Source organism: Mycobacterium shigaense, assembly GCF_002356315.1.
Taxonomy (GTDB): domain Bacteria; phylum Actinomycetota; class Actinomycetes; order Mycobacteriales; family Mycobacteriaceae; genus Mycobacterium; species Mycobacterium shigaense.
This window is the reverse complement of record NZ_AP018164.1, coordinates 4,109,313-4,130,566: the sequence shown is the minus strand read 5'-3', so window position 1 is coordinate 4,130,566 and position 21,254 is coordinate 4,109,313. Positions and strand designations below refer to the sequence as shown.

Below are 21,254 nucleotides of genomic sequence, written 5' to 3'. Positions count from 1 at the left end.
TGGTCCGTGACAGTCAAACTGTGGCTCGCGCAAGATCCCGAGGCCGACGCGCTGCTGGACGAAGATCCGTTGGCCCTGCTCATCGGAATGGTTCTCGATCAGCAGGTGCCGTTTGAGACCGCCTTCGCGGGACCGAAGAAGATCGCGGACCGGATGGGCAGGTCGGGAACGCTTTCGGCGGCCGAGATCGCCGACTACGACCCCGACAAGTTCGCCGCGCTGTGCTCGGAAAGACCTGCGATACACCGATTTCCGGGATCGATGGCCAAGCGGATCCAGACCCTGGCCCAGATCATCGTCGACCGCTACGACGGCGACGCCGCCGGCTTGTGGACCGCCGGCGACCCCGACGGCGACGAGCTGCTGCGGCGCATCAAGGGGTTACCCGGTTTCGGCGAGGTGAAGGCCCAGATCTTTCTGGCATTGCTGGGCAAGCAGTACGGCGTCACGCCGAAGGGATGGCGCGCGGCGGCCGGGCAGTTCGGCAAGGCCGGCACGCACATCTCCGTCGCCGACATCGTCGACGCCCAGTCGATGAGCGAAGTGCGATCGTACAAAAAGCAGCTGAAAGCGGCTGCCAAGGCGGCCAAGTAATAGTTCACCAGAAGGGAAGGCGCCAACGTGAAGACGCACATCACGTGTCCGTGCGGAGAGGCCATCGTCGGCAAGGACGAGGACGAGCTGGTCGAGCTGACCCAGGCTCACCTTGCCAGCGTGCATCCGGGCCTGGATTACGACCGCGACGCGATTTTGTTCATGGCGTACTGACTCCGGCGTCCCGGCGTCAGCAGCCTCGCCGAACGTGGACTCACTGCGAGAAATCAGCGCGAATTCCGCAACCAGTACACGTTCGGCGTTGCAGACCGACAACCTCACACATAGGACGAGCGCGCGTGTCGTGCGGTGACACGCGCGCTCGCACCGGGGGAGGGTATTGGTCGGCGGCTACGGCACCACCGTCGAGCCGATGGTGGGCATGAATTGGCACTGTTTTTCTTTGGTCGTGACCTGACCGAAGATCGTCGACATGACGCTGCCCGGGCCGGTGTCGGCGATGGCGGTCAGTGTCGTCGGCCCGTCGGGGTTGATGTCGGTGCGTGGCTTGAGCGTCACGGTGCCCGACTTGCCCGTGGTCAGGTTCACCCACGTGACATTGAGCGGCAGCTTCTGCGTCTCCGCGGGTCCGGGCGTGCCGACCGCGGTGAACACATAGGCGGTCTGGCCGGGTCCGGGGCCGGGTAGCGGAATCTTGGCCGGCCCGGCCACCGACAGCGCCGTCGCTATCGAGCTGGTGCCGTCCGCAAGGCAATTCGTGCCGATCGACGGGTACATGAAGTCCTGCGTGACGGGGGAGTCAGGGCCAAAGCCCGGAGCCGCCGCCGCGGGAGCCGGCGCCGGAGCGGGCGCTGGTGCCGCCGCCGGAGCGGGCGCTGGTGCCGCCGCCGGAGCGGGTGGCCCCGCAGGAGCAGCTGCGGCCGCGGGCGGGGCGGCGACGGGAGCCGGCGCGGCCGCGCCGGGACCCACCGCGTGGACCGGGTCGACGCCCTGCGGCAAGTGGGACTGGAAACCGGGCTCGATGCCGGCCGCGGGCACGTGCTCGGGCGGCAGGCTCTCGGCCGGGGTCGCGGCGCTGGGTGCCGGGGCCGGCGCGCCGGGCAGCGGCGAACCCGGCTCCTGGACAAACTGATTCACCGTCGCGGCCACGTTCTTGGACTCGCTCGGTGCGGTGGCATTGTGCGTGAACGCCTGCGCCGCCGACATCAGCAGCTGGGTGGCCTGGCCGGGGTTGCCGGCGGCCTGCTGAATGATCGGGCTCAGCTCCGACAACGCGGGCAGACCCGGTAGCTGCTGGGTCGAGTTCGGTTGCGGTGCCGGGAGCGGTGCCGCCGGGTCGGCTGCCGCGCTCGGGGAGAACCCGAACGCGGCAGCCGATGCCGTGACGACAGCGGCCACACCTTTGGACAGATTCCAAGTGCTTCCCACGATGTCCTCCGGTCCTGGGTAGTGGGTTAGTCGTCTAACGGTGTTTGATCAGGGCAGCGCGGACAGCAGCGACGGCGCCGCGAGCGGCGCAGGCGCGGCCGGTGCGGCTGCGGCAGGGGCGGTCGCCGCACCCGGGAGGGCACTCGAGGCCAGCGCCGGCAGATCACCAGGCAACGACAGCTTCGGCGGCACGTTCAGCGGCAGGCCGGGCAGCGCCGGCATGTCGACCTTCGCCACCTGGGGCAGGTTCGACGCCGGCGCGGCGGCCGGTGCCGCCGGAGTCAACCCCGGGATCGAGCTGAGCCCCGGAATCGCCGGACTGGCCGGTGCCGCCGGAGTCGTTTGCGCCAGCCCCGGAATCGAGTTCAGTCCGGGAATGGTCGGCGCCGTGGGAGCGGCGGGGGCGGCCGGTGACAGGCCGGGAATCGACGGAACGGCCGCCGGGGACGACGCCGTCCCCGCCGAGGCCGGGCTCAGTCCCGGGAAGGTGATGCCCGGTGCGGCCGGCGCGGCGGGCGGCTGCGCGCCGAGCGCGGTCGCGAAGTTCTGCAGAATCTGTGGCGCGTTGGCCACCGAAGCGATGAGTTGCTGCGGAATGTTCTGCACCGGGTCCGGAACCCCCGGAACGGGATCGGCGTGGGCGATACCGCCCGCCAGTAGCGCAGCGGACGAGCCGACGACGACGGCGGCGGCTTTGGCGTAAGTCCAAATGGTTGGCATTGCTCCCCCAAGGGATCGACAACAGGTGACGGGTCCTGAAGCTACTTTGATGCTGATGGGACTCAAGTGACACGTGTGGCATTTATTTGATCGTTACCGATACGAGTGGGAGCGGTGACCGAGCACCCGGAAAACGACCGCCGCACTAAAGTCAGGCGCATAGACACCACCTCGGCCGCCCCGGCGGCATCGACTATCCGGCGGCTGGCGAGTCTGCTCGCCACGGGCGCGCCGGTGTTGCTGATCGCGAGCATCGCCGCGCGGCTGGCCCTGACGTACCTGACTCCCAACGGCGCCAACTTCGTCGACCTGCACGTCTACCTCGGCGGCGCCGCCGCGCTCGACCATCCCGGCACCCTGTACAACTTCGTCTACGGCGAGCACACGCCGGACTTCCCGCTGCCGTTCACCTATCCACCGTTCGCGGCCATCGTGTTCTACCCGCTGCACCTGCTGCCGTTCGGCCTGGTGGGTTTTCTGTGGCAGGTCGCCATGATCGCCGCGTTGTACGGCTCGGTACGGATCAGCCAGCGTCTGCTGGGCGTGCCAGCCGGCGCCGGCGGGCGTATCGCGATGGCCTGGACGGCGGTCACCGTCTGGATTGAGCCGCTGCGCAACAACTTCGACTATGGGCAGATCAACGTCTTCCTGCTGCTGGTCGTCCTCTGCGGGGTATACACGACGCGCTGGTGGCTGTCGGGGCTGCTGATCGGCGTGGCGTCCGGGATCAAGTTGACGCCGGCCATCGCCGGCGCCTATCTCGTCGGCGTCCGGCGTTTCAGCGCGGCCGTGTTTTCGGCGGTCGTCTTCTTCGGCACCGTCGCGCTCTCGGCGGTGGTCGTCGGCGACCAGACCCGCTACTACTTCACCGAGCTGCTGGGTGACGCGCATCGGGTGGGACCCATAGCCACGTCAATCAATCAGTCGTGGCGCGGCGGCATCTCCCGGATTCTCGGCCACGACGCCGGATTCGGTGCGCCGGTCCTGATCGCGATCGCCGGTACAGCGGTGCTCGCCGTCCTGGCGTGGCGCGCGTTGGACGGTTCGGATCGGCTCGGGAAGCTGTTGGTGGTCGAGCTGTTCGGCCTGCTGGTGTCGCCGATCTCGTGGACCCACCACTGGGTGTGGCTGGTGCCGCTGATGATCTGGTTGCTGCACGGGCCGGCGCGCGAGCGGCGCGGTGCGCGGGTCGCCGGCTGGGGTTGGCTGGTGCTGACCCTCATCGGCGTGCCGTGGTTACTGTTGTTCGCCCAGCCGACTATCTGGCAGATCAGCCGGCCCTGGTACCTCGCCTGGGCCGCGCTGGCCTACACCGGCGCGGCGGTGGTCACCCTGATGCTGATCGCGACCTGGGGCGGGCGCGCCGCGCAGTCCGTCGCCCCGGTCACCGGGCCGCCCGCCGCCAAGGCGACGACTCCGCTCGGTTAACCGGCGACGATCCCGTTGATGTCGCGGGCCATCTCGACGTCGTTTTTGGTGATGCCGCCCTCGGAATGCGTAACCAGCGCGAAAGTCACTGTCCGCCAACGAATGTCGATGTCCGGGTGGTGATCCTTGCGCTCGGCGTGCTCGGCCACCCGGCGCACCGCGTCGATGCCGGCAAGAAAACTGTCGAATTTGATCGAGCGGCGCAGCGCGCCGTTGGCCCGCTCCCAGCCGTCGAGGTCGGGCAGTGCGGCGTCTACTTGGTCATCCGTTAACACAGCCATGCGCCCAACGCTACCGCCGCGCGGGCAAACCAAAGCGGAGTCGCAGTGGCCAAGCCGCCGACCATTAACGGGGTATCCCAATTTTGGGCGCAGCTACGCGAACTTTGCCGAACGCGACCATGAACAGCACACTGACATGACCTGCCCTGGCTTACCCTGACCGCATGAAACCCGACGAGTTCATCGGCCTGCACCGCGAGTACCTCGAACAGTCCGACGCCGTGCAGGTCAATGCGGACCCCGACGGCGGATGGAGCGTGTACATCCAAATCGGCGGACCGTACAACACCCCCGAGCGGGCGGGGGAGGTCGCCAAGCTGATCGCCGCCGACCTGGCTGACGTCTACCGGAACAGGAAATAATCGTCGACCTCGAAAGTTGTTGGACTGCAACGTAGTTCGTCGTGCAACGATACGACTGAGGGCGGCGCGCGTCGATCGGTTACTCTGCCGCAATGGCCTCCATACAGCTGTCCATGGGCATTCCCTCCTTCTCGGCCGAGGCGCCTTCCGGCTGGGACCACCTCACCGACCGGACGCAGTTGCTGGAAAGCTGCGGGTTCGACCGGGTGCTGGTCTCCGAGCATGTCGCGTTCGGCATGAACATGGACGCCTACGCCGATCCCAAAGCCGGGGGGACCGCGGGCGGGCGCCAGCCCACCGGCCCGGACGGGCATTGGCTGGAGCCGCTGACGGTCCTGACCTTTCTGGCGGCACGGACCGAACGCATCCGGTTGGGCACCAACATCCTGCTCGCCGCGCTGCGCCCGGCTGCGGTACTCGCGAAAACCGTTGCCACCCTGGATGTTCTGTCGTCCGGTCGCATCGATCTCGGCGTGGGCGTGGGGTGGCAGCGCGAGGAATACGAAGCCTGCGGCGTCGACTTCGACGGCCGCGGGGCCCTGCTGGACGAGACGCTCGAGGTGTGCCAGCGCCTGTGGCGCGAGAACGAAGTGAGCTATAGCTCGCCCCGGCTGAGCTTCGATCGGATCCACCAGATGCCCAAGCCCGTCCAACCCGGTGGGGTGCCGATCTGGGTAAGTGGGACGTCGAACCGGCGCGTCGCTGCCCGGCTCGCTCGTTTCGGCAGCTGCTGGATTCCGTGGGGCCCGGACGTCCGGGACATCGCGGGTGGAGTCGGGCGGATGCGTGCGGAAGTCGAACGCGCCGGCGGCGATCCGGAGGGGTTCGGGGTCAGCGGTGCGATGCGCGTGAAGGCCGGCGCGGACGGCCAACCGGACCTGGCCGCCGTCGCGGCGGATGCGGCGGCCCAGGTCAAAGCGGGTGTCACCGATCTGCGGGTGACCTACTGGCCGCTGGCCGCGGAGAATCGGGAACGCGACCTGCGGGCTTTCGTCGAGGCGGTGCGCAACGCCGTCGGGGGCTGAGGCGGCCGTGCCCGCCCAGATCGTCGTTGCCGGGGCCGTCATCCGCAGCTCCACCGTCTTGGTGGCGCAACGCGCGCGCCCGCCGGAGTTGGCCGGCCGCTGGGAGCTTCCCGGCGGCAAGGTCGCGAGCGGCGAGACCGAGCCTGCCGCGCTGGCCCGCGAATTGGCCGAGGAGCTGGGCGTGGCGGCCGGCGACGTCGTCGTGGGAGACCGGCTCGGCGGCGACATCGTGCTGGACGGCGCGGTGACGCTGCGGGCCTATCGGGTGCGGCTGCTGCGGGGCGAACCGCGGCCGCACGATCACCGCGCGTTGCGCTGGGTGAGCGCGGCCGAGTTGGCGGACGTCGACTGGGTGCCGGCCGACCGGGAGTGGCTAGGCGCCCTGGCCGCGGCGCTCTGAGCTGGTGCCGCGAGCCGACCGACAAGGGTCAATGGGTCGGGTCGGCGCCGCGCCGCCGGGGTTGGTGACGAGGCGCTGGCCACCTGCCGCTTCGCTAGCCAGTTCGCCTTCTCAGCCCCCCGCTGCCAGAATCACCGACGTGCCATTCCGCAACGTCGCCATCGTCGCCCACGTCGACCACGGCAAAACCACCCTCGTCGACGCGATGCTGCGCCAGTCCGGCGCGCTGACCCATCGTGGGGATGACACGCAGGAACGCATCATGGACAGCGGTGACCTGGAAAAGGAAAAGGGCATCACCATCCTGGCCAAGAACACCGCCGTGCACCGCCGCAACGCGGACGGATCGGTGACCGTCATCAATGTGATCGACACCCCGGGCCACGCCGACTTCGGGGGCGAGGTGGAACGCGGGCTGTCCATGGTCGACGGGGTGCTGCTGCTGGTCGACGCGTCCGAGGGCCCGTTGCCGCAGACCCGGTTCGTACTGCGCAAGGCCCTGGCCGCCCATCTGCCGGTCATCCTGGTCGTCAACAAGACCGACCGGCCCGACGCCCGCATCACCGAGGTGGTGGAGGCCAGCCACGACCTATTGCTCGACGTCGCGGCGGATCTGGACGACGAGGCGGCCGCGGCCGCCGAGCACGCGCTCGGCCTGCCGACCTTGTACGCGTCCGGGCGCGCCGGCATCGCCAGCACCGAGCAGCCCGCCGACGGCGAGGTGCCCGCCGGCGACAACCTCGACCCGCTGTTCGACGTGCTGATGGAGCACATCCCGCCGCCGTCGGGGGATCCGAAGGCGCCGCTGCAGGCGCTGGTGACCAACCTCGACGCGTCGGCCTTCCTGGGGCGGCTCGCGCTGATCCGCATCTACAACGGCAAGATCCGCAAGGGGCAGCAGGTCGCCTGGATGCGCGAGGTCGACGGCCTGCCCGTCATCACCAGCGCCAAGATCACCGAGCTCCTGGCGACCGAGGGCGTCGAACGCACCCCCACCAACGAGGCGATCGCCGGCGACATCGTCGCGGTCGCCGGGCTGCCCGAGATCATGATCGGCGACACGTTGGCCGATCCCGACCACGCCCACGCGCTGCCGCGCATCACCGTCGACGAGCCGGCGATCTCGGTGACGATCGGCACCAACACCTCGCCGCTGGCGGGCAAGGTGTCCGGCCACAAGCTGACCGCCCGCATGGTCCGCAACCGGCTGGACGCCGAGCTGGTCGGCAACGTGTCGATCCGGGTGGTCGACATCGGTCGGCCCGACGCCTGGGAGGTGCAGGGCCGCGGCGAGCTCGCCCTGGCCGTGCTGGTCGAACAGATGCGCCGGGAGGGCTTCGAGCTGACCGTCGGCAAGCCGCAGGTCGTCACCAAGACGATCGACGGCAAGCTGCACGAACCGTTCGAGGCGATGACGATCGACTGCCCCGAGGAGTTCGTCGGCGCCATCACCCAGCTGATGGCCGGGCGCAAGGGCCGCATGGAGGAGATGGCCAACCACGCGGCGGGCTGGGTCCGGATGGACTTCATCGTCCCCAGCCGCGGCCTGATCGGGTTCCGGACGGACTTTCTCACGCTGACCCGGGGCACCGGCATCGCCAACGCCGTGTTCGACGGCTACCGGCCGTGGGCGGGGGAGATCCGGGCCCGCCACACCGGCTCGCTGGTGTCCGACCGCTCCGGCACCATCACGCCGTTCGCGATGATTCAGCTCGCGGACCGGGGGCAGTTCTTCGTCGACCCCGGGCAGGACACCTACGAGGGCATGGTCGTCGGAATCAACCCGCGCCCAGAGGATCTCGACATCAACGTCACCCGGGAAAAGAAGCTGACCAACATGCGGTCGTCGACCGCCGACGTCATCGAGACCCTGGCCAAGCCGCTGGAGCTGGACCTGGAAGGTGCCATGGAATTCTGCGCCGCCGACGAGTGCGTCGAGGTGACGCCGGAGATCGTGCGGGTCCGCAAGGTCGAACTGGACGCCACGTCCCGGGCCCGCAGCCGTTCCCGCGCCAAAGCCCGGGGTTGATTTGCTCGATAACCTCATGGTCGTGCTACATCGGGCCCGTCACGTCATCCTGATGATCGGCATGCTGCTCGCCGTGACGGGGTTGACGCTGGCGGCTTGCACCGTGAACCCGCCGCCGGCGCCGCAGAGCACCGATACGCCGCACAACGCGCCGCCGCCCCCGGCTCGGGTCAGCCAGATCATCATGGGTATCGACTCGATCGGCGCCGGATTCAATCCGCATCTGCTGTCGGATCTGTCGCCGGTGAACGCGGCGATCAGCGCGCTGGTATTGCCCAGCGCATTTCGGCCGGTGCCCGATCCCAACACGCCGACCGGGTCGCGCTGGGAGCTGGACCCGACCTTGCTGGTGTCGGCCGAGGTGACGAGTCAGAACCCGTTCACGGTGACCTACAAGATCCGGCCCGAGGCGCAGTGGACCGACAACGCCCCGATCGGCGCCGACGACTTCTGGTACTTGTGGCATCAGATGGTCACCCAGCCGGGGGTAGTCGATCCGGCCGGTTATGACCTGATCACCGGGGTGCAGTCGCTCGAAGGCGGCAAGCAGGCCGTGGTCACCTTCGCTCAGCCGTATCCGGCGTGGAAGGAACTGTTCAGCAATCTGCTGCCGGCCCACATCGTCAAGGACGTGCCCGGCGGCTTCGCGGCCGGGCTGGCGCGGGCGCTGCCAGTGACCGGCGGCCAGTTCCGGGTGGAAAACATCGACCCGCAGCGCGACGAGATCCTGATCGCCCGCAACGACCGCTACTGGGGCCCGCCGGCCAAGCCCGCGCTGGTCCTGTTCCGCCGCGCCGGTGCGCCGGCGGCACTGGCCGATTCGGTCCGCAACGGCGACACCCAGGTGGCCCAGGTGCACGGCGGTTCGGCGGCTTTCGCCCAGTTGTCCGCGATCCCCGACGTGCGGACCGCCCGGATCGTCACGCCGCGGGTCATGCAGCTCACGCTGCGTGCCAACGAGCCCAAACTGGCCGAAACTCCAGTCCGCAAGGCGCTGCTGGGGCTGCTGGACGTGGACCTGCTGGCCGCGGTCGGGGCCGGCAGCGACAACACGGTCACGCTGGCCCAGGCCCAGATCCGATCGCCCAGCGACCCGGGCTACGTGCCGACCGCGCCGCCCGCGATGACCAAGACGGCGGCGCTCGCGCTGTTCGGCGAGGCCGGCTACCAGGTCGAGGGCAACACGTCGGCGGCGCCGACCCCGCCACCCGGCGGCCCGCCCGAGGTCATCCGCGGCCGCATCAGCAAGGACGGTCAACAACTGACCCTGGCGATCGGGGTGGCGTCGAATGACCCAACCTCGGTGGCCGTGGCGAACACGGTGGCCGACCAGCTGCGCAGCGTCGGGATTGCCGCGTCGGTGGCGTCCCTGGACCCGGTCACCCTGTACCGCGACGCCCTGAACAACCACCAGGTGGACGCCATCGTCGGCTGGCATCAGGCCGGCGGAAACCTGGCGACGCTGCTGGCCTCGCGGTACGGCTGTCCCGCCATCGAGGCCACGGCCGTCCCGACCAGCGGCGCGCCGTCGAATGTGCCGGTGTCCACGCGGCCGGGCGCGCCGCCGCCCGGCTCGCCGTCGCCGTCGCCGTCGCCGTCACCGAGCCCGCCCAGTCATCCGCCCGATCCCGGCGCCCTGGTACAGGCGCCGTCGAACCTGTCCGGGATCTGCGATCACAGCGTTCAGTCGAACATCGACGCCGCCCTCAACGGCACCAAGAACATCAACGACGTGATCACCGCCGTCGAACCGCGACTATGGAACATGTCGACGGTGTTGCCGATCCTGCAGGACACCACGATCGTCGCGGCCGGCCCGAGCGTGCAGAACGTCAGCCTGTCGGGCGCGGTACCGGTCGGCATCGTCGGTGATGCCGGCCAGTGGATCAAGACCGGGCCCTAGCCGACCGCGCCGATCAGCTGGCCGACGCTGTCGTCGTCCCGGGGCGGAATCACCGTGTCGACGATTAGGTTCAGTTCCCGCCGATTTGGCGGTTCCCCGGTGAGCAGGAAGTGGTGATTGATCAACGCCGGCCCGACGCGCGAGCTCAGCGGGGTCAGCGTGGCCGGATCCAGGTCGCCGTCCTCGATGGCCCTGTGCAGGATCGAATCGACGATCTGCAGGCGCGGGCATACCACGGCGTCGGCGAAGATGGCGCGCATCTCGGGTTCGTGCAAGAGCTGCTGGATGGTGTCCATGCCCGGGAACGCGGTCTTGCCCGCCAGTAGGTCGCGGTGCGCGGTGAACACCGTCAGCAGGCTGTCCCTCGCGGAGCGCCCGGAGCGCGGCTCGGGCACCGGCGGTAGCGCGAAAACCAGTGCGCCGTGCACCAGGTCGCGCTTGCAGGCCCACCGTCGGTACAGCGCCGCCTTGCCGGTGTGGGCGCGCGCGGCGATCCCTTCCATCGTCAGCCCGCCGTATCCGACTTCGGAAAGCTCGGCCAGCGTGGCTTCGTAAAGCGCACGTTCGAGCACCTCGCCTCGCCGACGGCTGCGGCTGTATTTCGGGGCGGCCTGGGTCGCGTGCGGCATTTCACGATAGTAGCCATCGCCGTTCCTTTCTGCTGCCCCCGCGGTAGGGTGCGTCCATGCCTGAGACTCCCCGGCTACTGTTCGTGCACGCGCATCCCGACGACGAGAGCCTCAGCAACGGCGCCACCATCGCGCACTACACCGCCCGCGGGGCGCAGGTGTGGGTCGTCACCTGCACGCTGGGCGAAGAGGGCGAGGTGATCGGCGACCGCTGGGCGCAGCTCGCGGTCGATCACGCAGACCAGTTGGGCGGCTACCGAATTGGCGAGCTCACCGCGGCGTTGCAGGTGCTCGGGGTCGAGGGACCCATCTATCTCGGCGGCGCCGGCCGCTGGCGTGACTCGGGCATGGCCGGCACCGAAAAGCGGCGCCGGCCGCGGTTCGTCGACGCCGACGAGCGCGAAGCAGTCGGGGAGCTCGTCACGATCATTCGCGAGCAGCGCCCGCACGTGGTCGTCACCTACGACCCCAACGGCGGCTACGGCCACCCCGACCACGTCCGCACCCACAAGATCACCGCGGCCGCGGTCGCCGCGGCGGGCGGCGCCGATTATCCGGGCCGGCCATGGCAGGTGCCGAAGTTCTACTGGACCGTGCTGGCCGACAGCGCATTCGACGCCGGCTGGGCCGCGCTGGGGAGCGACGACCTGCTGCCCGGGTGGGCGATTCCGCCGCGCGAGGAGTTCGACTTCGGCTACGCCGACGACGAGATCGACGCCGTCGTGCGCACCGGGGCGGCGGGGCGCACGGCGAAATCGGCGGCGCTCGCCGCGCACGCGACCCAGGTGGTGGTCGGCCCGACGGGACGTGCCTGCGCCCTGTCCAACAACATGGCGCTGCCGATCCTGGGCGACGAGCACTACGTGCTGGTCGCCGGCTCGGCGGGGGACCGCGACGAGCGCGGCTGGGAGACAGACCTGCTCGCGGGACTCGGTTTCGCCGTGTCCGGTACGCGGTAGGCTGCCAAAGAGGCAGCCACGGAAGGAACACGCATGGACCCCGACCTGGACCCTAATCAGCAGCACTGGCAGGACCGGCTGGACAGCCTGCAGTGGGTCATCGGCTCGATCATGTCGAATATCGACAGCGTCCCGACCTGACCGAAACCAAGCCACGCATCGCGCCGGTCGAAGACACCGGCGCCGTAGACCCGGCTATCCGCGGCGTGGTGCTCGCCCTGTTGGCCGTCGACGGGATCCTGTCCGCACTTGCCGGGGCGCTGCTGCTTCCTTCCTACATCGGTTCCGTCCCATTTCCGATCAGCGGATTGATATCCGGGTTGGTCAACGCGGCGCTGGTCTGGGCCGCGGGCCGGTGGACCAAGTCGCCGCGGTTGGCCGCACTGCCGTTGTGGACGTGGCTGTTGACCGTCGCCGTGATCAGCATGGGCGGTCCCGCGGATGACATCATCCTGGGCGGTCAGGGTCTGCTGGCCTACGGCGCCCTGCTGCTGATCGTGCTGGGGGTCGTGCCGCCGGTCTGGGTGTTATGGCGGCGCGGGTATCACGGCTGACATTGCGCCCCGCTCGCCGGGCCGGTCGACCGCGTCGGGGCCGGGCGTGGGAGCTACTGTCTTGCTTATGTCACCCGCCGTCGTCACCGAAATTTCTTGGGACGCGCGGATGAAATTCAATCGCCGGAAAGTTACACCAACGTGCCTGTGACACAGGAACCATCGGAGCCCACCGCCCTGCCGAGTCCCGTCGTCCCACCGAAGGTCAACGCGTCCGGGCTGCGGCGGGTGCTGCGCCGCGCGCGCGACGGGGTCGCGCTCAACATCGACGAGGCGGCGCTGGCGATGACCGCCCGCGGCGACGATCTGGCCGAATTGTGCGCCAGCGCGGCGCGGGTACGCGATGCGGGCCTGGAATCGGCCGGCCGGCGCGGCCCGCGCGGCCGGCTGCCCATCACCTACTCGCGCAAGGTCTTCATTCCGGTGACGCATCTGTGCCGGGACAGCTGCCACTACTGCACCTTCGTCACCGTGCCGGGCAAGCTGCGCGCTCGGGGCGCCGGGCTGTACATGGAGCCCGACGAGATTCTCGACGTCGCCCGGCGCGGGGCCGAACTCGGCTGCAAGGAAGCGCTATTCACCCTCGGTGACCGGCCCGAGGATCGGTGGCCCGAGGCCCGGAAGTGGCTCGACGAGCGGGGGTACGATTCCACGCTGTCCTACGTGCGGGCGATGTCGATCCGGGTGCTCGAGGAGACCGGCCTGTTGCCGCACCTGAACCCGGGCGTGATGACGTGGTCGGAGATGTCGCGGCTCAAACCGGTGGCGCCGTCGATGGGCATGATGCTGGAGACGACCTCGCGGCGGCTGTTCGAGACGAGAGGGCTTGCGCACTACGGCAGCCCGGACAAGGATCCGGCAGTGCGGCTGCGCGCGCTCACCGACGCGGGCCGGTTGTCCATTCCGTTCACCACCGGTCTGCTGGTCGGCATCGGCGAGACGCTGGCCGAACGCGCCGATACCTTGCACGCGATTCGCAAGTCGCACAAGGAGTTCGGGCATGTCCAGGAAGTGATCGTGCAGAACTTCCGGGCCAAGCAACATACCGCGATGGCCGGTGTCCCCGATGCCGGGATCGAGGATTACCTGGCGACGGTGGCGGTGGCGCGGCTGGTCCTGGGGCCCGGCATGCGCATCCAGGCGCCGCCCAACTTGGTGTCGCGCGACGAATGCCTGGCGCTGATCGCCGCCGGCGTCGACGACTGGGGTGGGGTATCACCGCTGACCCCGGATCACGTCAACCCGGAGCGGCCGTGGCCGGCCCTGGACGAACTCGACGCCGTGACCGCCGAGGCCGGTTACGACCTGGTGCAGCGGCTGACCGCGCAACCCAAGTACGTTCAGGCGGGCGCCGCGTGGATCGACCCGCGGGTAAGCGGACACGTTGCGGCGCTGGCCGACCCGGCGACGGGCCTGGCGCGCGACGTCAATCCGGCGGGCCTGCCCTGGCAGGAGCCCGACGACGCACAGTCGGCCGGTCGCGTCGACCTCAATGCCGCGATCGACACCGAGGGCCGCAACAGCGAGGCTCGCAGCGACCTCGACAGCGCCTTCGGCGACTGGGAATCCATCCGCGCACACGTGCACGAACTGGCCGCCCAAGGCGCCACAGTGCCAGAGCGCCTGGACTCCGACGTGCTCGCCGCGCTCGCCTCGGCCGAACGCGATCCCGCGGGCTGCAGCGACGACGAGTACCTGGCTCTTGCGACCGCCGACGGGCCTGCGCTGGAAGCGGTTGCCGCGCTGGCAGATTCGTTGCGCCGCGACGTCGTGGGCGACGACGTGACGTTCGTCGTGAACCGCAACATCAACTTCACCAACATCTGCTACACCGGATGTCGGTTCTGCGCGTTCGCGCAACGCAAGGGAGACGCCGACGCGTATTCGCTGTCGGCGCAGGAGGTTGCCGATCGGGCCTGGGAGGCGCACGTCGAAGGCGCGACCGAGGTCTGCATGCAGGGCGGCATCGATCCGGAGTTGCCGGTCACCGGGTACGCCGACCTGGTGCGGGCCGTGAAGGCCCGGGTGCCCTCGATGCACGTGCATGCGTTCTCGCCGATGGAAATCGCCAACGGGGTCACCAAGAGCGGGTTGAGCATTCGTGAGTGGCTGATCAGCCTGCGTGAGGCCGGGCTGGGAACCATCCCCGGCACCGCCGCCGAGATCCTCGACGACGAGGTGCGCTGGGTGCTGACCAAGGGCAAGCTGCCGACGTCACTGTGGATCGAGATCGTGTCGACGGCGCACGAGGTGGGTCTGCGCTCGTCGTCGACCATGATGTACGGGCACGTCGACAGCCCCCGGCACTGGGTCAGCCACCTCAACGTGCTGCGCGAGATCCAGGACCGCACAGGCGGTTTCACCGAATTCGTGCCGCTGCCGTTCGTGCACCAGAGTTCCCCGTTGTATCTGGCGGGCGCGGCCCGTCCGGGGCCCACGCATCGCGATAACCGGGCGGTGCATGCGTTGGCCCGAATCATGTTGCACGGCCGCATCTCCCAGATCCAGACCAGCTGGGTGAAGCTCGGTACTGAGCGCACCCAGGTGATGCTCAACGGCGGCGCCAACGACCTGGGCGGCACGCTGATGGAGGAAACCATTTCGCGGATGGCCGGCTCCGAGCACGGGTCGGCGAAGACGTTGGCGGAGCTGACCGCCATCGCCGAGGGAATCGGCCGCCCGGCGCGTCAGCGCACCACCGACTACAGCCCGCTCGCAGCGTAGCTGCGCTCACCTGGGCACCTCGGAGAAGCATGCGAAAAAGACCGGGTCACAATCGAACCCGCCGGCTCTGTCGGGACGGCTAGCGCGGGGAACCGATGCGGGGGCGCGGGTGTCGGCGCCCTAGCGTGGGCGGGCCTGACGGCCTATCGCGGATTGGCAGCCGGGTGCGCCGCCTGGTCAGCGGCTACCGAACGACGCGCGTTCAGTAGTTGTTACAGCTGACCGCGACGGCGTCGATCGTGCTGAAGTACCGCTGCGCCGACGGCATGGCCTCCACCTGCTGGGCCATCTGCTGGCGCTTCGGCGGCGGCGACGCCAAGAACTGGCGGATGAACGACTGCGCCATCGGCGACGCGTTCAGCTGCCCGGCAGCAGCCGGGTCCGTCGCATTGAGGGCCGCCATCACCTGTCCGTAGTTGCAGGTGGTGTTGATGATTGCGTCCATGGAGTCCGCGGACGCCACGCCGGTGGCAGCGCTCAACGCCAATGCCGCACCGCCGATCCCAGCAGCCAATTTGGCCAACGATTGCCTCACCATTGTGGACACCTTCCCCTAATGCACCGTCAACGACGGCGACCCCTGTGCTGGTGGCTGCCGCCTCCGTTGAGATTACCAGCCGCCACCGCATCGCTTCTATTGCACCGTTATTCGTCGGGTTCGTGCCGGACGTAACTATGCGCAGGTCAGCGGCACGGTGACCCGCGTCACATCCCCTATACTGGCAGTCTTGTAAGGCAGCACGGGAGGGGCCGGACGGAAGCATGCAGCCGCGTAACCTACTGGCGTGGCAAGTAGTTGACGTGTATGTGCAACGTCTAGTATCAGTAACCGAAAGCTTTGTTTGCGCGGCCACCCGGCGCCGCGGCGAGATCAGCAGCAGCCCACACTGAGCAAGTACATAGAGGAAACGTTGAGGAGACCCACGTGACCTACACGATCGCCGAACCCTGTGTCGACGTCAAGGATAAGGCGTGTATCGAGGAGTGCCCCGTCGACTGCATCTACGAAGGCGCGCGGATGCTGTTCATCCACCCCGATGAGTGCGTCGACTGCGGGGCTTGCGAGCCCGTCTGCCCCGTCGAGGCGATCTATTACGAAGACGACGTGCCCGAGCAGTGGAGCCAGTACACCCAGCTCAACGCCGACTTCTTCGAGGAACTGGGGTCGCCGGGCGGTGCGGCCAAGGTGGGCCTGACCGAGAACGACCCGCAGGCGGTCAAGGATTTGCCGCCCCAGGGCGAAGGCGACTGAGCGGGCCGGTGCTGCGGCAGCGCCCAACGAGCCGGCCTTTGGTGTCGGCGTCCCTGCCGGACTTCCCGTGGGACACCCTGGCCGACGCGAAGGCAGTGGCCACAGCCCACCCCGACGGAATCGTCGACTTGTCCGTCGGCACCCCGGTGGACCCCGTCGCGCCGGTGATTCGGGAGGCGCTGGCGGCCGCGAGTTCTGCGCCGGGTTACCCGGCCACCGCCGGCACCGCGCGGCTGCGGGAATCGGCGGTGGCCGCGCTGGCGCGCCGCTTCGGCATCACCGGGTTGTCCGAGGCCGCCGTGCTGCCGGTGATCGGGACCAAAGAACTCATCGCCTGGCTGCCCACCCTGCTGGGGCTGGGGCCGGCGCAGGTGGTCGTGGTGCCCGAACTGGCCTACCCTACGTATGACGTGGGTGCTCGGCTGGCCGGAGCGCAGGTGGTGCGCGCGGACTCGCTGACCCAGGTGGGCCCGCAATCCCCGGCGTTGATCTACCTCAACTCGCCGAGCAATCCCACCGGGCGGGTGCTGGGCGTCGACCACCTGCACAAGGTCGTCGGCTGGGCCCGCGAGCGCGGCGTGATGGTGGTCTCGGATGAGTGTTACCTGGGTCTGAGCTGGGACGCCGAGGCGCATTCGGTGCTGCACCCCGCGATATGCGACGGCGACCACACGGGCCTGCTGGCCGTGCATTCGCTCTCGAAGAGTTCGTCGCTGGCGGGTTACCGCGCCGGCTTCGTCGCCGGTGACCCCGACGTCGTCGCCGAGCTGCTAGCCGTGCGCAAACACGCCGGGATGATCGTGCCGACGCCGGTGCAGGCCGCCATGGTGGCGGCATTCGACGACGACGATCACGAAACGGTGCAGCGCGAGCGCTACGCGCGACGCCGGGAGGCGCTGGCACCGGCCCTGCGCTCGGCCGGTTTCGCCATCGACCACTCCGAGGGCGGCCTTTATCTGTGGGCCGGCCGCGGCGAGTCGTGCCACGACAGCGTCGCGTGGCTGGCCGCGCGCGGCATCCTGGTCGCGCCCGGTGATTTCTACGGCCCCCGCGGTGCACGGCACGTCCGCGTCGCGCTGACCGCGACCGACGAGCGCATCGCCGCGGCCGTACAGCGGCTCGCGGTACCTGCGACGCCCTGAGCACGGCAGAATGCATCCGAAAGCAAGCCCCCCTCCCCAGCGCTGCGCCGCCCGGTAAGGAATGTGGTCGTGACAACTTCGCCCAGCAAGATGCGCATTCCGCTGTCGATAGAGGACATCGTCAAGCGCGTCTTCCTGGGCAAGCCGATGATCACCGAGAACCTGGCCGGCGAGAAGCTGTCGAATCCGGTTGCCTTGGGCGCGCTTTCGCCGGACGCGATCTCGTCCACCGCCTACGGCACCGAGCAGATCCTCATCGAGCTGCTGCCGGCGGCAGGCCTGGCCGCGTTCAGCCTGCTACTGCCGGTCACCGGCGTCATCCTGCTGATCCTGGTACTGGTGGCCGCGTCGTATCGGCAGGTCGTGATGGCCTACACCCGCGCGGGCGGGTCCTACATCGTGGCGCGGGAGAACTTCGGTCCCCGGGTGGCCCAGGTCGCCGCGGCGGCGCTGCTGATCGACTACATCGTCACGGTGGCGGTGCAGTCGGCCGCCGGCACGGTGGCGGTGGTCTCGGCCATCCCCGCGCTGGGCCCACACAGCCTGCAACTGACGGTCGGTGTAGTGCTGGTCATCTGCCTGGCGAACCTGCGCGGGCTCAAGGAGGCCGGCTGGCAGTTCGCGTTCGCCACCTACTTCTTCGTGGCCATGGGTGGGCTGACGATCGTGGTCGGCGTGACGCGGGTGATCGTCGGCGATCTCCCCGTCTACAACCCCGCCGACATGCCCGGAACGGTGCCCGTTCATCAGGGCAATGGGTTGGTGATGGGCGCGACGATCCTGACCCTGCTGCGCGCGTTCGCCAACGGTGGTTCGTCACTGACGGGCGTCGAAGCCATCTCGAACACCGTCGACCTCTTTCGAAAGCCGCAGGGCCGCAACGCACGCAAGGTGCTCACGGCGATGGCCGCGATCCTGGGATTCCTGCTGGCCGGTGTCGCCTACCTGGCCTATGCGACCCACGCGACGCCCTACGAAAGCGAATATCCCTCGGTGCTGTCCCAGATTGCCCGCGCGGTCTTCGGCCACGGATTGACCGGCGACATCCTGTACGTCCTGGTCCAGGCCTCGACCGCCGCCATTTTGTTCACCGGCGCGAACACCAGCTTCAACGGGTTTCCGGCGTTGGCCAGCTTCGTCGCCGAGGACCGGTTTCTGCCCCGGCAGCTCATGAAACGCGGTCACCGCCTGGTGTTTTCGAACGGCATCATTGCGCTCACCGCATTGTCGGTGTTATTGCTGGTGGTGACCGGCGGCTCGGTCAACGCGCTGGTCCCGTTCTACGCGATCGGCGTGTTCACCGGATTTTCGATGGCCGGCTACGGCATGACCAAACACCATCTGACGCAGCGGGAGCCCGGATGGCGGCGCCGGTTGGCGATCAACCTGTCCGCCGGAATCCTGTCGACTGTCGTGGTCGGCATCTTCGCGGTGGCAAAGTTCACCGAGGGGGCGTGGCTGGTCGTCGTCGTCTTCCCGATCCTGGTGCTCCTGCTGATGCGGCTCAACCGCGAATACCGTGCCGAGGCAGCCATTCTCGAGATGTTCCGCACCGACCGGCCCGATTTGGTGAGGTATGCGCGGCACAAGGTGTTCGTGTTCGTGAACTCGGTCGACCTCGCGGTGATCGAAGCGCTGCGCTACGGCAAAGGATTGCGTGCCGACGAGATGATCGCGGTGCACTTCATGGTCGACCCGGCGTTGGCCGCGCAGATTCGAAAGCGATGGGATCACTTCGAGTTGGACACCCGGTTGCGGGTCGTCGATTGCCCGGATCGGCGAATCATCCGGGCCGCGCAGGTGTTCGTCGCCAAAGCCCATGACGAACAATCGAATACCAATGTCACCGTGCTGTTACCCCGCCGAACCTATGCGCCGCTTCTCGGGCGGCTGCTGCATGATCGCACCGCCGACAAGATCGCCAGGGCGGTCAGCCTGATCCCGGATGCGGCCGCGACGATCGTGCCCTACGACGTGCAATCGCGCATCGAGCAGGCCTACCCGGACCGGCTCGAGCAGCGGGTCGCCCGCGAACTCGAGCAGCTCGGGGCCCGGGTCGCCCGCGACGAGGACCAGGAGATGGACGCCTACGAACACCCGGAGCCGCAGTCCTCGTCGGTCATCACCGTGGCGGGCCTGCTCCCCGGGCACCGCGCCACCTTCGAGGGACGGGTCAGCGCCGTGGAGGACATCAGCAAGGGCAGGCGTACGGTTCGCTCGATCGTCGTCGGCGACCACAGCGGCGAGATCAACGTCACTTTCCGCCCCGGGCACGGCGGCGCCGACATCGAGCCCGGTCAGCTGCTGCGGATCACGGGCAAGCCCAAGCAGATCGGCAACCGGCCCATGTGGTTGGCCGACCCGGCCTACCACATCGTCGAGGACCCGGCCAGCGCCGCGAGGCCGGCAAAGCCGGCCGACGCCGACGGTTAGATTCGATAGCGGGTCGCGCTGCGATCGACGAACCCGCGCCGGACGGAAAGGGACGAAGAGACCGTGCTGACGAGACTGGCGGCCCTACTGGTGTCCGTGTTGAGTGTCGTGTTCACCCTCAACGGTTACCGGCCGTTGAGCAAGGGCGGCTACGGCTCGGTGTATGCGTTTGCCGGCGGGGTGTTCGCGTCGGAACTGCCGATGCAGAGCCTGGGCGTCCAGGTCGCCGCGCTGGCGGCGCTGTCGGGCCGGCTGCCGGCGCCGCTGCGCCGATTCTGCTGGGCACTGACGGCTCTGTCCGGGTTGGGCTTGCTCGGGTTGCGCCAGCTCGGCCGCCGGGCCAACGAGCCGCTGACCGCCGCGCTGGACGCTGGTCTGGGTCCCGACCGACGCCGGGAGTCGGGCGACCTGTGGAAGCGACCCCCGGCGGGGGCCGCGACCGCGAAGAAGCCGGGGGCGGCCCGGATGCTGCGGATCTACCGCGACTACACACACCACGGCGACGTCAGCTACGGCGAGCACGGCGCGCGGAACCATCTCGACATCTGGCGGCGCCCCGACCTCGACCGCAACGGGCGGGCCCCGGTATTGCTGCAGGTGCCCGGGGGCGCGTGGATGGTGGGAGACAAACGCGGACAGGCGCATCCGCTGATGAGTCATCTGGTCGAGCTGGGCTGGATCTGCGTGGCGATCAACTACCGGCTGAGTCCGCGCTCCACCTGGCCAGATCACATCGTCGACGTCAAGCGCGCGATCGCCTGGACGAAGGAGAACATCGCCGACTACGGCGGTGATCCCGACTGGATCGCGATCACCGGCGGCTCGGCGGGCGGACACCTGTCGTCGCTAGCCGCGCTGACGCCCAACGATCCACTGTTTCAGCCCGGCTTCGAAGACGCCGACACCCGGGTCGACGTGGCGGTGCCGTTCTACGGCGTCTACGACTTCACAGCAACCGGTGATGCGATCCATCCGATGATGGCGGCGATGGTGGCCAAGAACGTCTTCAAGCTGAGTCGCACGGAGATCGCCGAGCCGTTCCGTGCGGCCTCGCCGATCGCCCTCGTAAACCCCGATGCGCCACCGTTTTTCGTGCTGCACGGTACCAACGACTCGTTGGTCCCCGTCCCGCAGGCGCGCAGTTTTGTGGCGAGGTTGCGCGAAATCAGCCGTCAACCCGTGGTTTACGCCGAACTACCCTGGGCGCAGCACGCATTCGAGATCTTCGGCTCGGCCCGTGCGGCGCACGCCGCGGTCGCGGTCGAGCAGTTTTTGGCCGAGATCTACAGCCGCCGCGTCACCGTCGAGCAAACACAGTCGGCGCCGGCGGCCGGGCACTGAGCGTGCAATTGTACACTGACAACCCGGGTTTCAGATTGCCCGTGTCGCAGCGGGTCGCCGCGACACGCTAGGTTCGAGTCGTTAAGCTT

Annotated in this window: 20 protein-coding genes; 15 read left to right on the top strand and 5 right to left on the bottom strand. The window is 68.7% G+C overall.

The features are described from left to right. Window positions 1-6 precede the first annotated feature (6 nt). Together MSG_RS19160 and MSG_RS19155 are read left to right on the top strand one after the other, a co-directional pair. The gene (locus tag MSG_RS19160; RefSeq protein ID WP_096442059.1) at window positions 7-594 is read left to right on the top strand and encodes an HhH-GPD-type base excision DNA repair protein; all 588 of its coding nucleotides are present in this window, start codon (window positions 7-9) and stop codon (window positions 592-594) included. Window positions 595-621: 27 nt separating this feature from the next. Then, a complete protein-coding gene (locus tag MSG_RS19155; RefSeq protein ID WP_063892814.1) occupies window positions 622-768 on the top strand; it encodes a hypothetical protein in 147 nt (48 codons plus the stop codon). A 177-nt stretch (window positions 769-945) separates the two neighbouring features. Here MSG_RS19155 and MSG_RS19150 read toward each other — a convergent pair whose 3' ends face one another. Both MSG_RS19150 and MSG_RS19145 read right to left on the bottom strand, forming a co-directional pair. Further along, complete coding sequence (locus tag MSG_RS19150) at window positions 946-1,983, bottom strand: Rv1157c family protein (RefSeq protein ID WP_096442057.1); 1,038 nt, start codon at window positions 1,981-1,983, stop codon at window positions 946-948. 48 nt (window positions 1,984-2,031) lie between these two features. Further along, the gene (locus MSG_RS19145; protein ID WP_096442055.1) at window positions 2,032-2,703 is read right to left on the bottom strand and encodes a hypothetical protein; all 672 of its coding nucleotides are present in this window, start codon (window positions 2,701-2,703) and stop codon (window positions 2,032-2,034) included. Window positions 2,704-2,817: 114 nt separating this feature from the next. Between MSG_RS19145 and MSG_RS19140 the strand changes: the two genes are divergently transcribed. Further along, the gene (locus MSG_RS19140) at window positions 2,818-4,131 is read left to right on the top strand and encodes a mannosyltransferase (RefSeq protein ID WP_232011083.1); all 1,314 of its coding nucleotides are present in this window, start codon (window positions 2,818-2,820) and stop codon (window positions 4,129-4,131) included. Here the strand turns inward: MSG_RS19140 and MSG_RS19135 are convergent. Next, on the bottom strand, window positions 4,128-4,412 hold the full coding sequence (locus tag MSG_RS19135; protein WP_096442051.1) for a 4a-hydroxytetrahydrobiopterin dehydratase: 285 nt from the start codon (window positions 4,410-4,412) through the stop codon (window positions 4,128-4,130). The genes MSG_RS19140 and MSG_RS19135 overlap by 4 nt on opposite strands. 164 nt (window positions 4,413-4,576) lie before the next feature. Between MSG_RS19135 and MSG_RS19130 the strand changes: the two genes are divergently transcribed. The 5 genes from MSG_RS19130 to MSG_RS19110 all read left to right on the top strand — a co-directional run bounded on the left by MSG_RS19130 (window position 4,577) and on the right by MSG_RS19110 (window position 10,131). Beyond that, window positions 4,577-4,774, top strand: coding sequence for a hypothetical protein (locus tag MSG_RS19130; protein ID WP_096442049.1), 198 nt, complete (start codon window positions 4,577-4,579; stop codon window positions 4,772-4,774). Between the two features lie 92 nt (window positions 4,775-4,866). Further along, entirely contained in the window at window positions 4,867-5,799 is a 933-nt protein-coding gene (locus tag MSG_RS19125; RefSeq protein ID WP_096442047.1) for a TIGR03619 family F420-dependent LLM class oxidoreductase, read from the top strand. Window positions 5,800-5,806: 7 nt separating this feature from the next. Continuing rightward, the gene (locus MSG_RS19120; protein ID WP_096442045.1) at window positions 5,807-6,199 is read left to right on the top strand and encodes a (deoxy)nucleoside triphosphate pyrophosphohydrolase; all 393 of its coding nucleotides are present in this window, start codon (window positions 5,807-5,809) and stop codon (window positions 6,197-6,199) included. Window positions 6,200-6,338: 139 nt separating this feature from the next. After that, on the top strand, window positions 6,339-8,228 hold the full coding sequence (typA, locus tag MSG_RS19115) for a translational GTPase TypA (protein ID WP_170063171.1): 1,890 nt from the start codon (window positions 6,339-6,341) through the stop codon (window positions 8,226-8,228). A 52-nt stretch (window positions 8,229-8,280) separates the two neighbouring features. Next, on the top strand, window positions 8,281-10,131 hold the full coding sequence (locus MSG_RS19110) for an ABC transporter family substrate-binding protein (RefSeq protein WP_373421184.1): 1,851 nt from the start codon (window positions 8,281-8,283) through the stop codon (window positions 10,129-10,131). Here the strand turns inward: MSG_RS19110 and MSG_RS19105 are convergent. After that, window positions 10,128-10,760 carry a TetR/AcrR family transcriptional regulator gene (locus MSG_RS19105; RefSeq protein WP_096442043.1) on the bottom strand — a complete coding sequence of 211 codons (633 nt, stop codon included), beginning with the start codon at window positions 10,758-10,760 and terminating at the stop codon, window positions 10,128-10,130. The genes MSG_RS19110 and MSG_RS19105 overlap by 4 nt on opposite strands. Before the next feature lie 56 nt (window positions 10,761-10,816). Between MSG_RS19105 and mshB the strand changes: the two genes are divergently transcribed. From mshB to MSG_RS19090, 3 genes are all read left to right on the top strand, one after another. Continuing rightward, window positions 10,817-11,719, top strand: coding sequence for an N-acetyl-1-D-myo-inositol-2-amino-2-deoxy-alpha-D-glucopyranoside deacetylase (gene mshB / locus MSG_RS19100; RefSeq protein WP_096442041.1), 903 nt, complete (start codon window positions 10,817-10,819; stop codon window positions 11,717-11,719). A 92-nt stretch (window positions 11,720-11,811) separates the two neighbouring features. Continuing rightward, complete coding sequence (locus tag MSG_RS19095; protein WP_096442039.1) at window positions 11,812-12,273, top strand: hypothetical protein; 462 nt, start codon at window positions 11,812-11,814, stop codon at window positions 12,271-12,273. A gap of 147 nt (window positions 12,274-12,420) precedes the next feature. Further along, window positions 12,421-14,997 carry a bifunctional FO biosynthesis protein CofGH gene (locus MSG_RS19090; protein WP_181159208.1) on the top strand — a complete coding sequence of 859 codons (2,577 nt, stop codon included), beginning with the start codon at window positions 12,421-12,423 and terminating at the stop codon, window positions 14,995-14,997. A 202-nt stretch (window positions 14,998-15,199) separates the two neighbouring features. On the opposite strand, the gene MSG_RS19085 is transcribed toward MSG_RS19090, so the two are convergent. Next, the gene (locus tag MSG_RS19085; protein ID WP_181159210.1) at window positions 15,200-15,532 is read right to left on the bottom strand and encodes a hemophore-related protein; all 333 of its coding nucleotides are present in this window, start codon (window positions 15,530-15,532) and stop codon (window positions 15,200-15,202) included. Window positions 15,533-15,922: 390 nt separating this feature from the next. Here MSG_RS19085 and fdxA point away from each other — a divergent pair, with 390 nt between their 5' ends. The 4 genes from fdxA to MSG_RS19065 all read left to right on the top strand — a co-directional run bounded on the left by fdxA (window position 15,923) and on the right by MSG_RS19065 (window position 21,165). After that, window positions 15,923-16,249, top strand: a complete 327-nt coding sequence (gene fdxA, locus MSG_RS19080; RefSeq protein WP_096442037.1) for a ferredoxin — start codon at window positions 15,923-15,925, stop codon at window positions 16,247-16,249. Between the two features lie 41 nt (window positions 16,250-16,290). After that, window positions 16,291-17,391, top strand: a complete 1,101-nt coding sequence (dapC, locus tag MSG_RS19075) for a succinyldiaminopimelate transaminase (RefSeq protein ID WP_096442035.1) — start codon at window positions 16,291-16,293, stop codon at window positions 17,389-17,391. Between the two features lie 90 nt (window positions 17,392-17,481). Beyond that, window positions 17,482-19,824: an amino acid permease gene (locus MSG_RS19070; protein ID WP_373421183.1), complete on the top strand. Its 2,343-nt coding sequence runs from the start codon at window positions 17,482-17,484 to the stop codon at window positions 19,822-19,824. Window positions 19,825-19,887: 63 nt separating this feature from the next. Further along, window positions 19,888-21,165 carry an alpha/beta hydrolase gene (locus MSG_RS19065; protein ID WP_096442033.1) on the top strand — a complete coding sequence of 426 codons (1,278 nt, stop codon included), beginning with the start codon at window positions 19,888-19,890 and terminating at the stop codon, window positions 21,163-21,165. Window positions 21,166-21,254 lie beyond the last annotated feature (89 nt).

Bases quoted from the DNA above. Each gene is read 5' to 3' on its own strand.
- MSG_RS19145 (WP_096442055.1), bottom strand. From the start codon at position 2,703: ATGCCAACCATTTGGACTTACGCCAAAGCCGCCGCCGTCGTCGTCGGC.
- MSG_RS19135 (WP_096442051.1), bottom strand. From the start codon at position 4,412: ATGGCTGTGTTAACGGATGACCAAGTAGACGCCGCACTGCCCGACCTC.
- MSG_RS19130 (WP_096442049.1), top strand. From the start codon at position 4,577: ATGAAACCCGACGAGTTCATCGGCCTGCACCGCGAGTACCTCGAACAG.
- MSG_RS19125 (WP_096442047.1), top strand. From the start codon at position 4,867: ATGGCCTCCATACAGCTGTCCATGGGCATTCCCTCCTTCTCGGCCGAG.
- MSG_RS19110 (WP_373421184.1), top strand. From the start codon at position 8,281: ATGATCGGCATGCTGCTCGCCGTGACGGGGTTGACGCTGGCGGCTTGC.
- MSG_RS19105 (WP_096442043.1), bottom strand. From the start codon at position 10,760: ATGCCGCACGCGACCCAGGCCGCCCCGAAATACAGCCGCAGCCGTCGG.
- mshB (WP_096442041.1), top strand. From the start codon at position 10,817: ATGCCTGAGACTCCCCGGCTACTGTTCGTGCACGCGCATCCCGACGAC.
- MSG_RS19070 (WP_373421183.1), top strand. From the start codon at position 17,482: ATGCGCATTCCGCTGTCGATAGAGGACATCGTCAAGCGCGTCTTCCTG.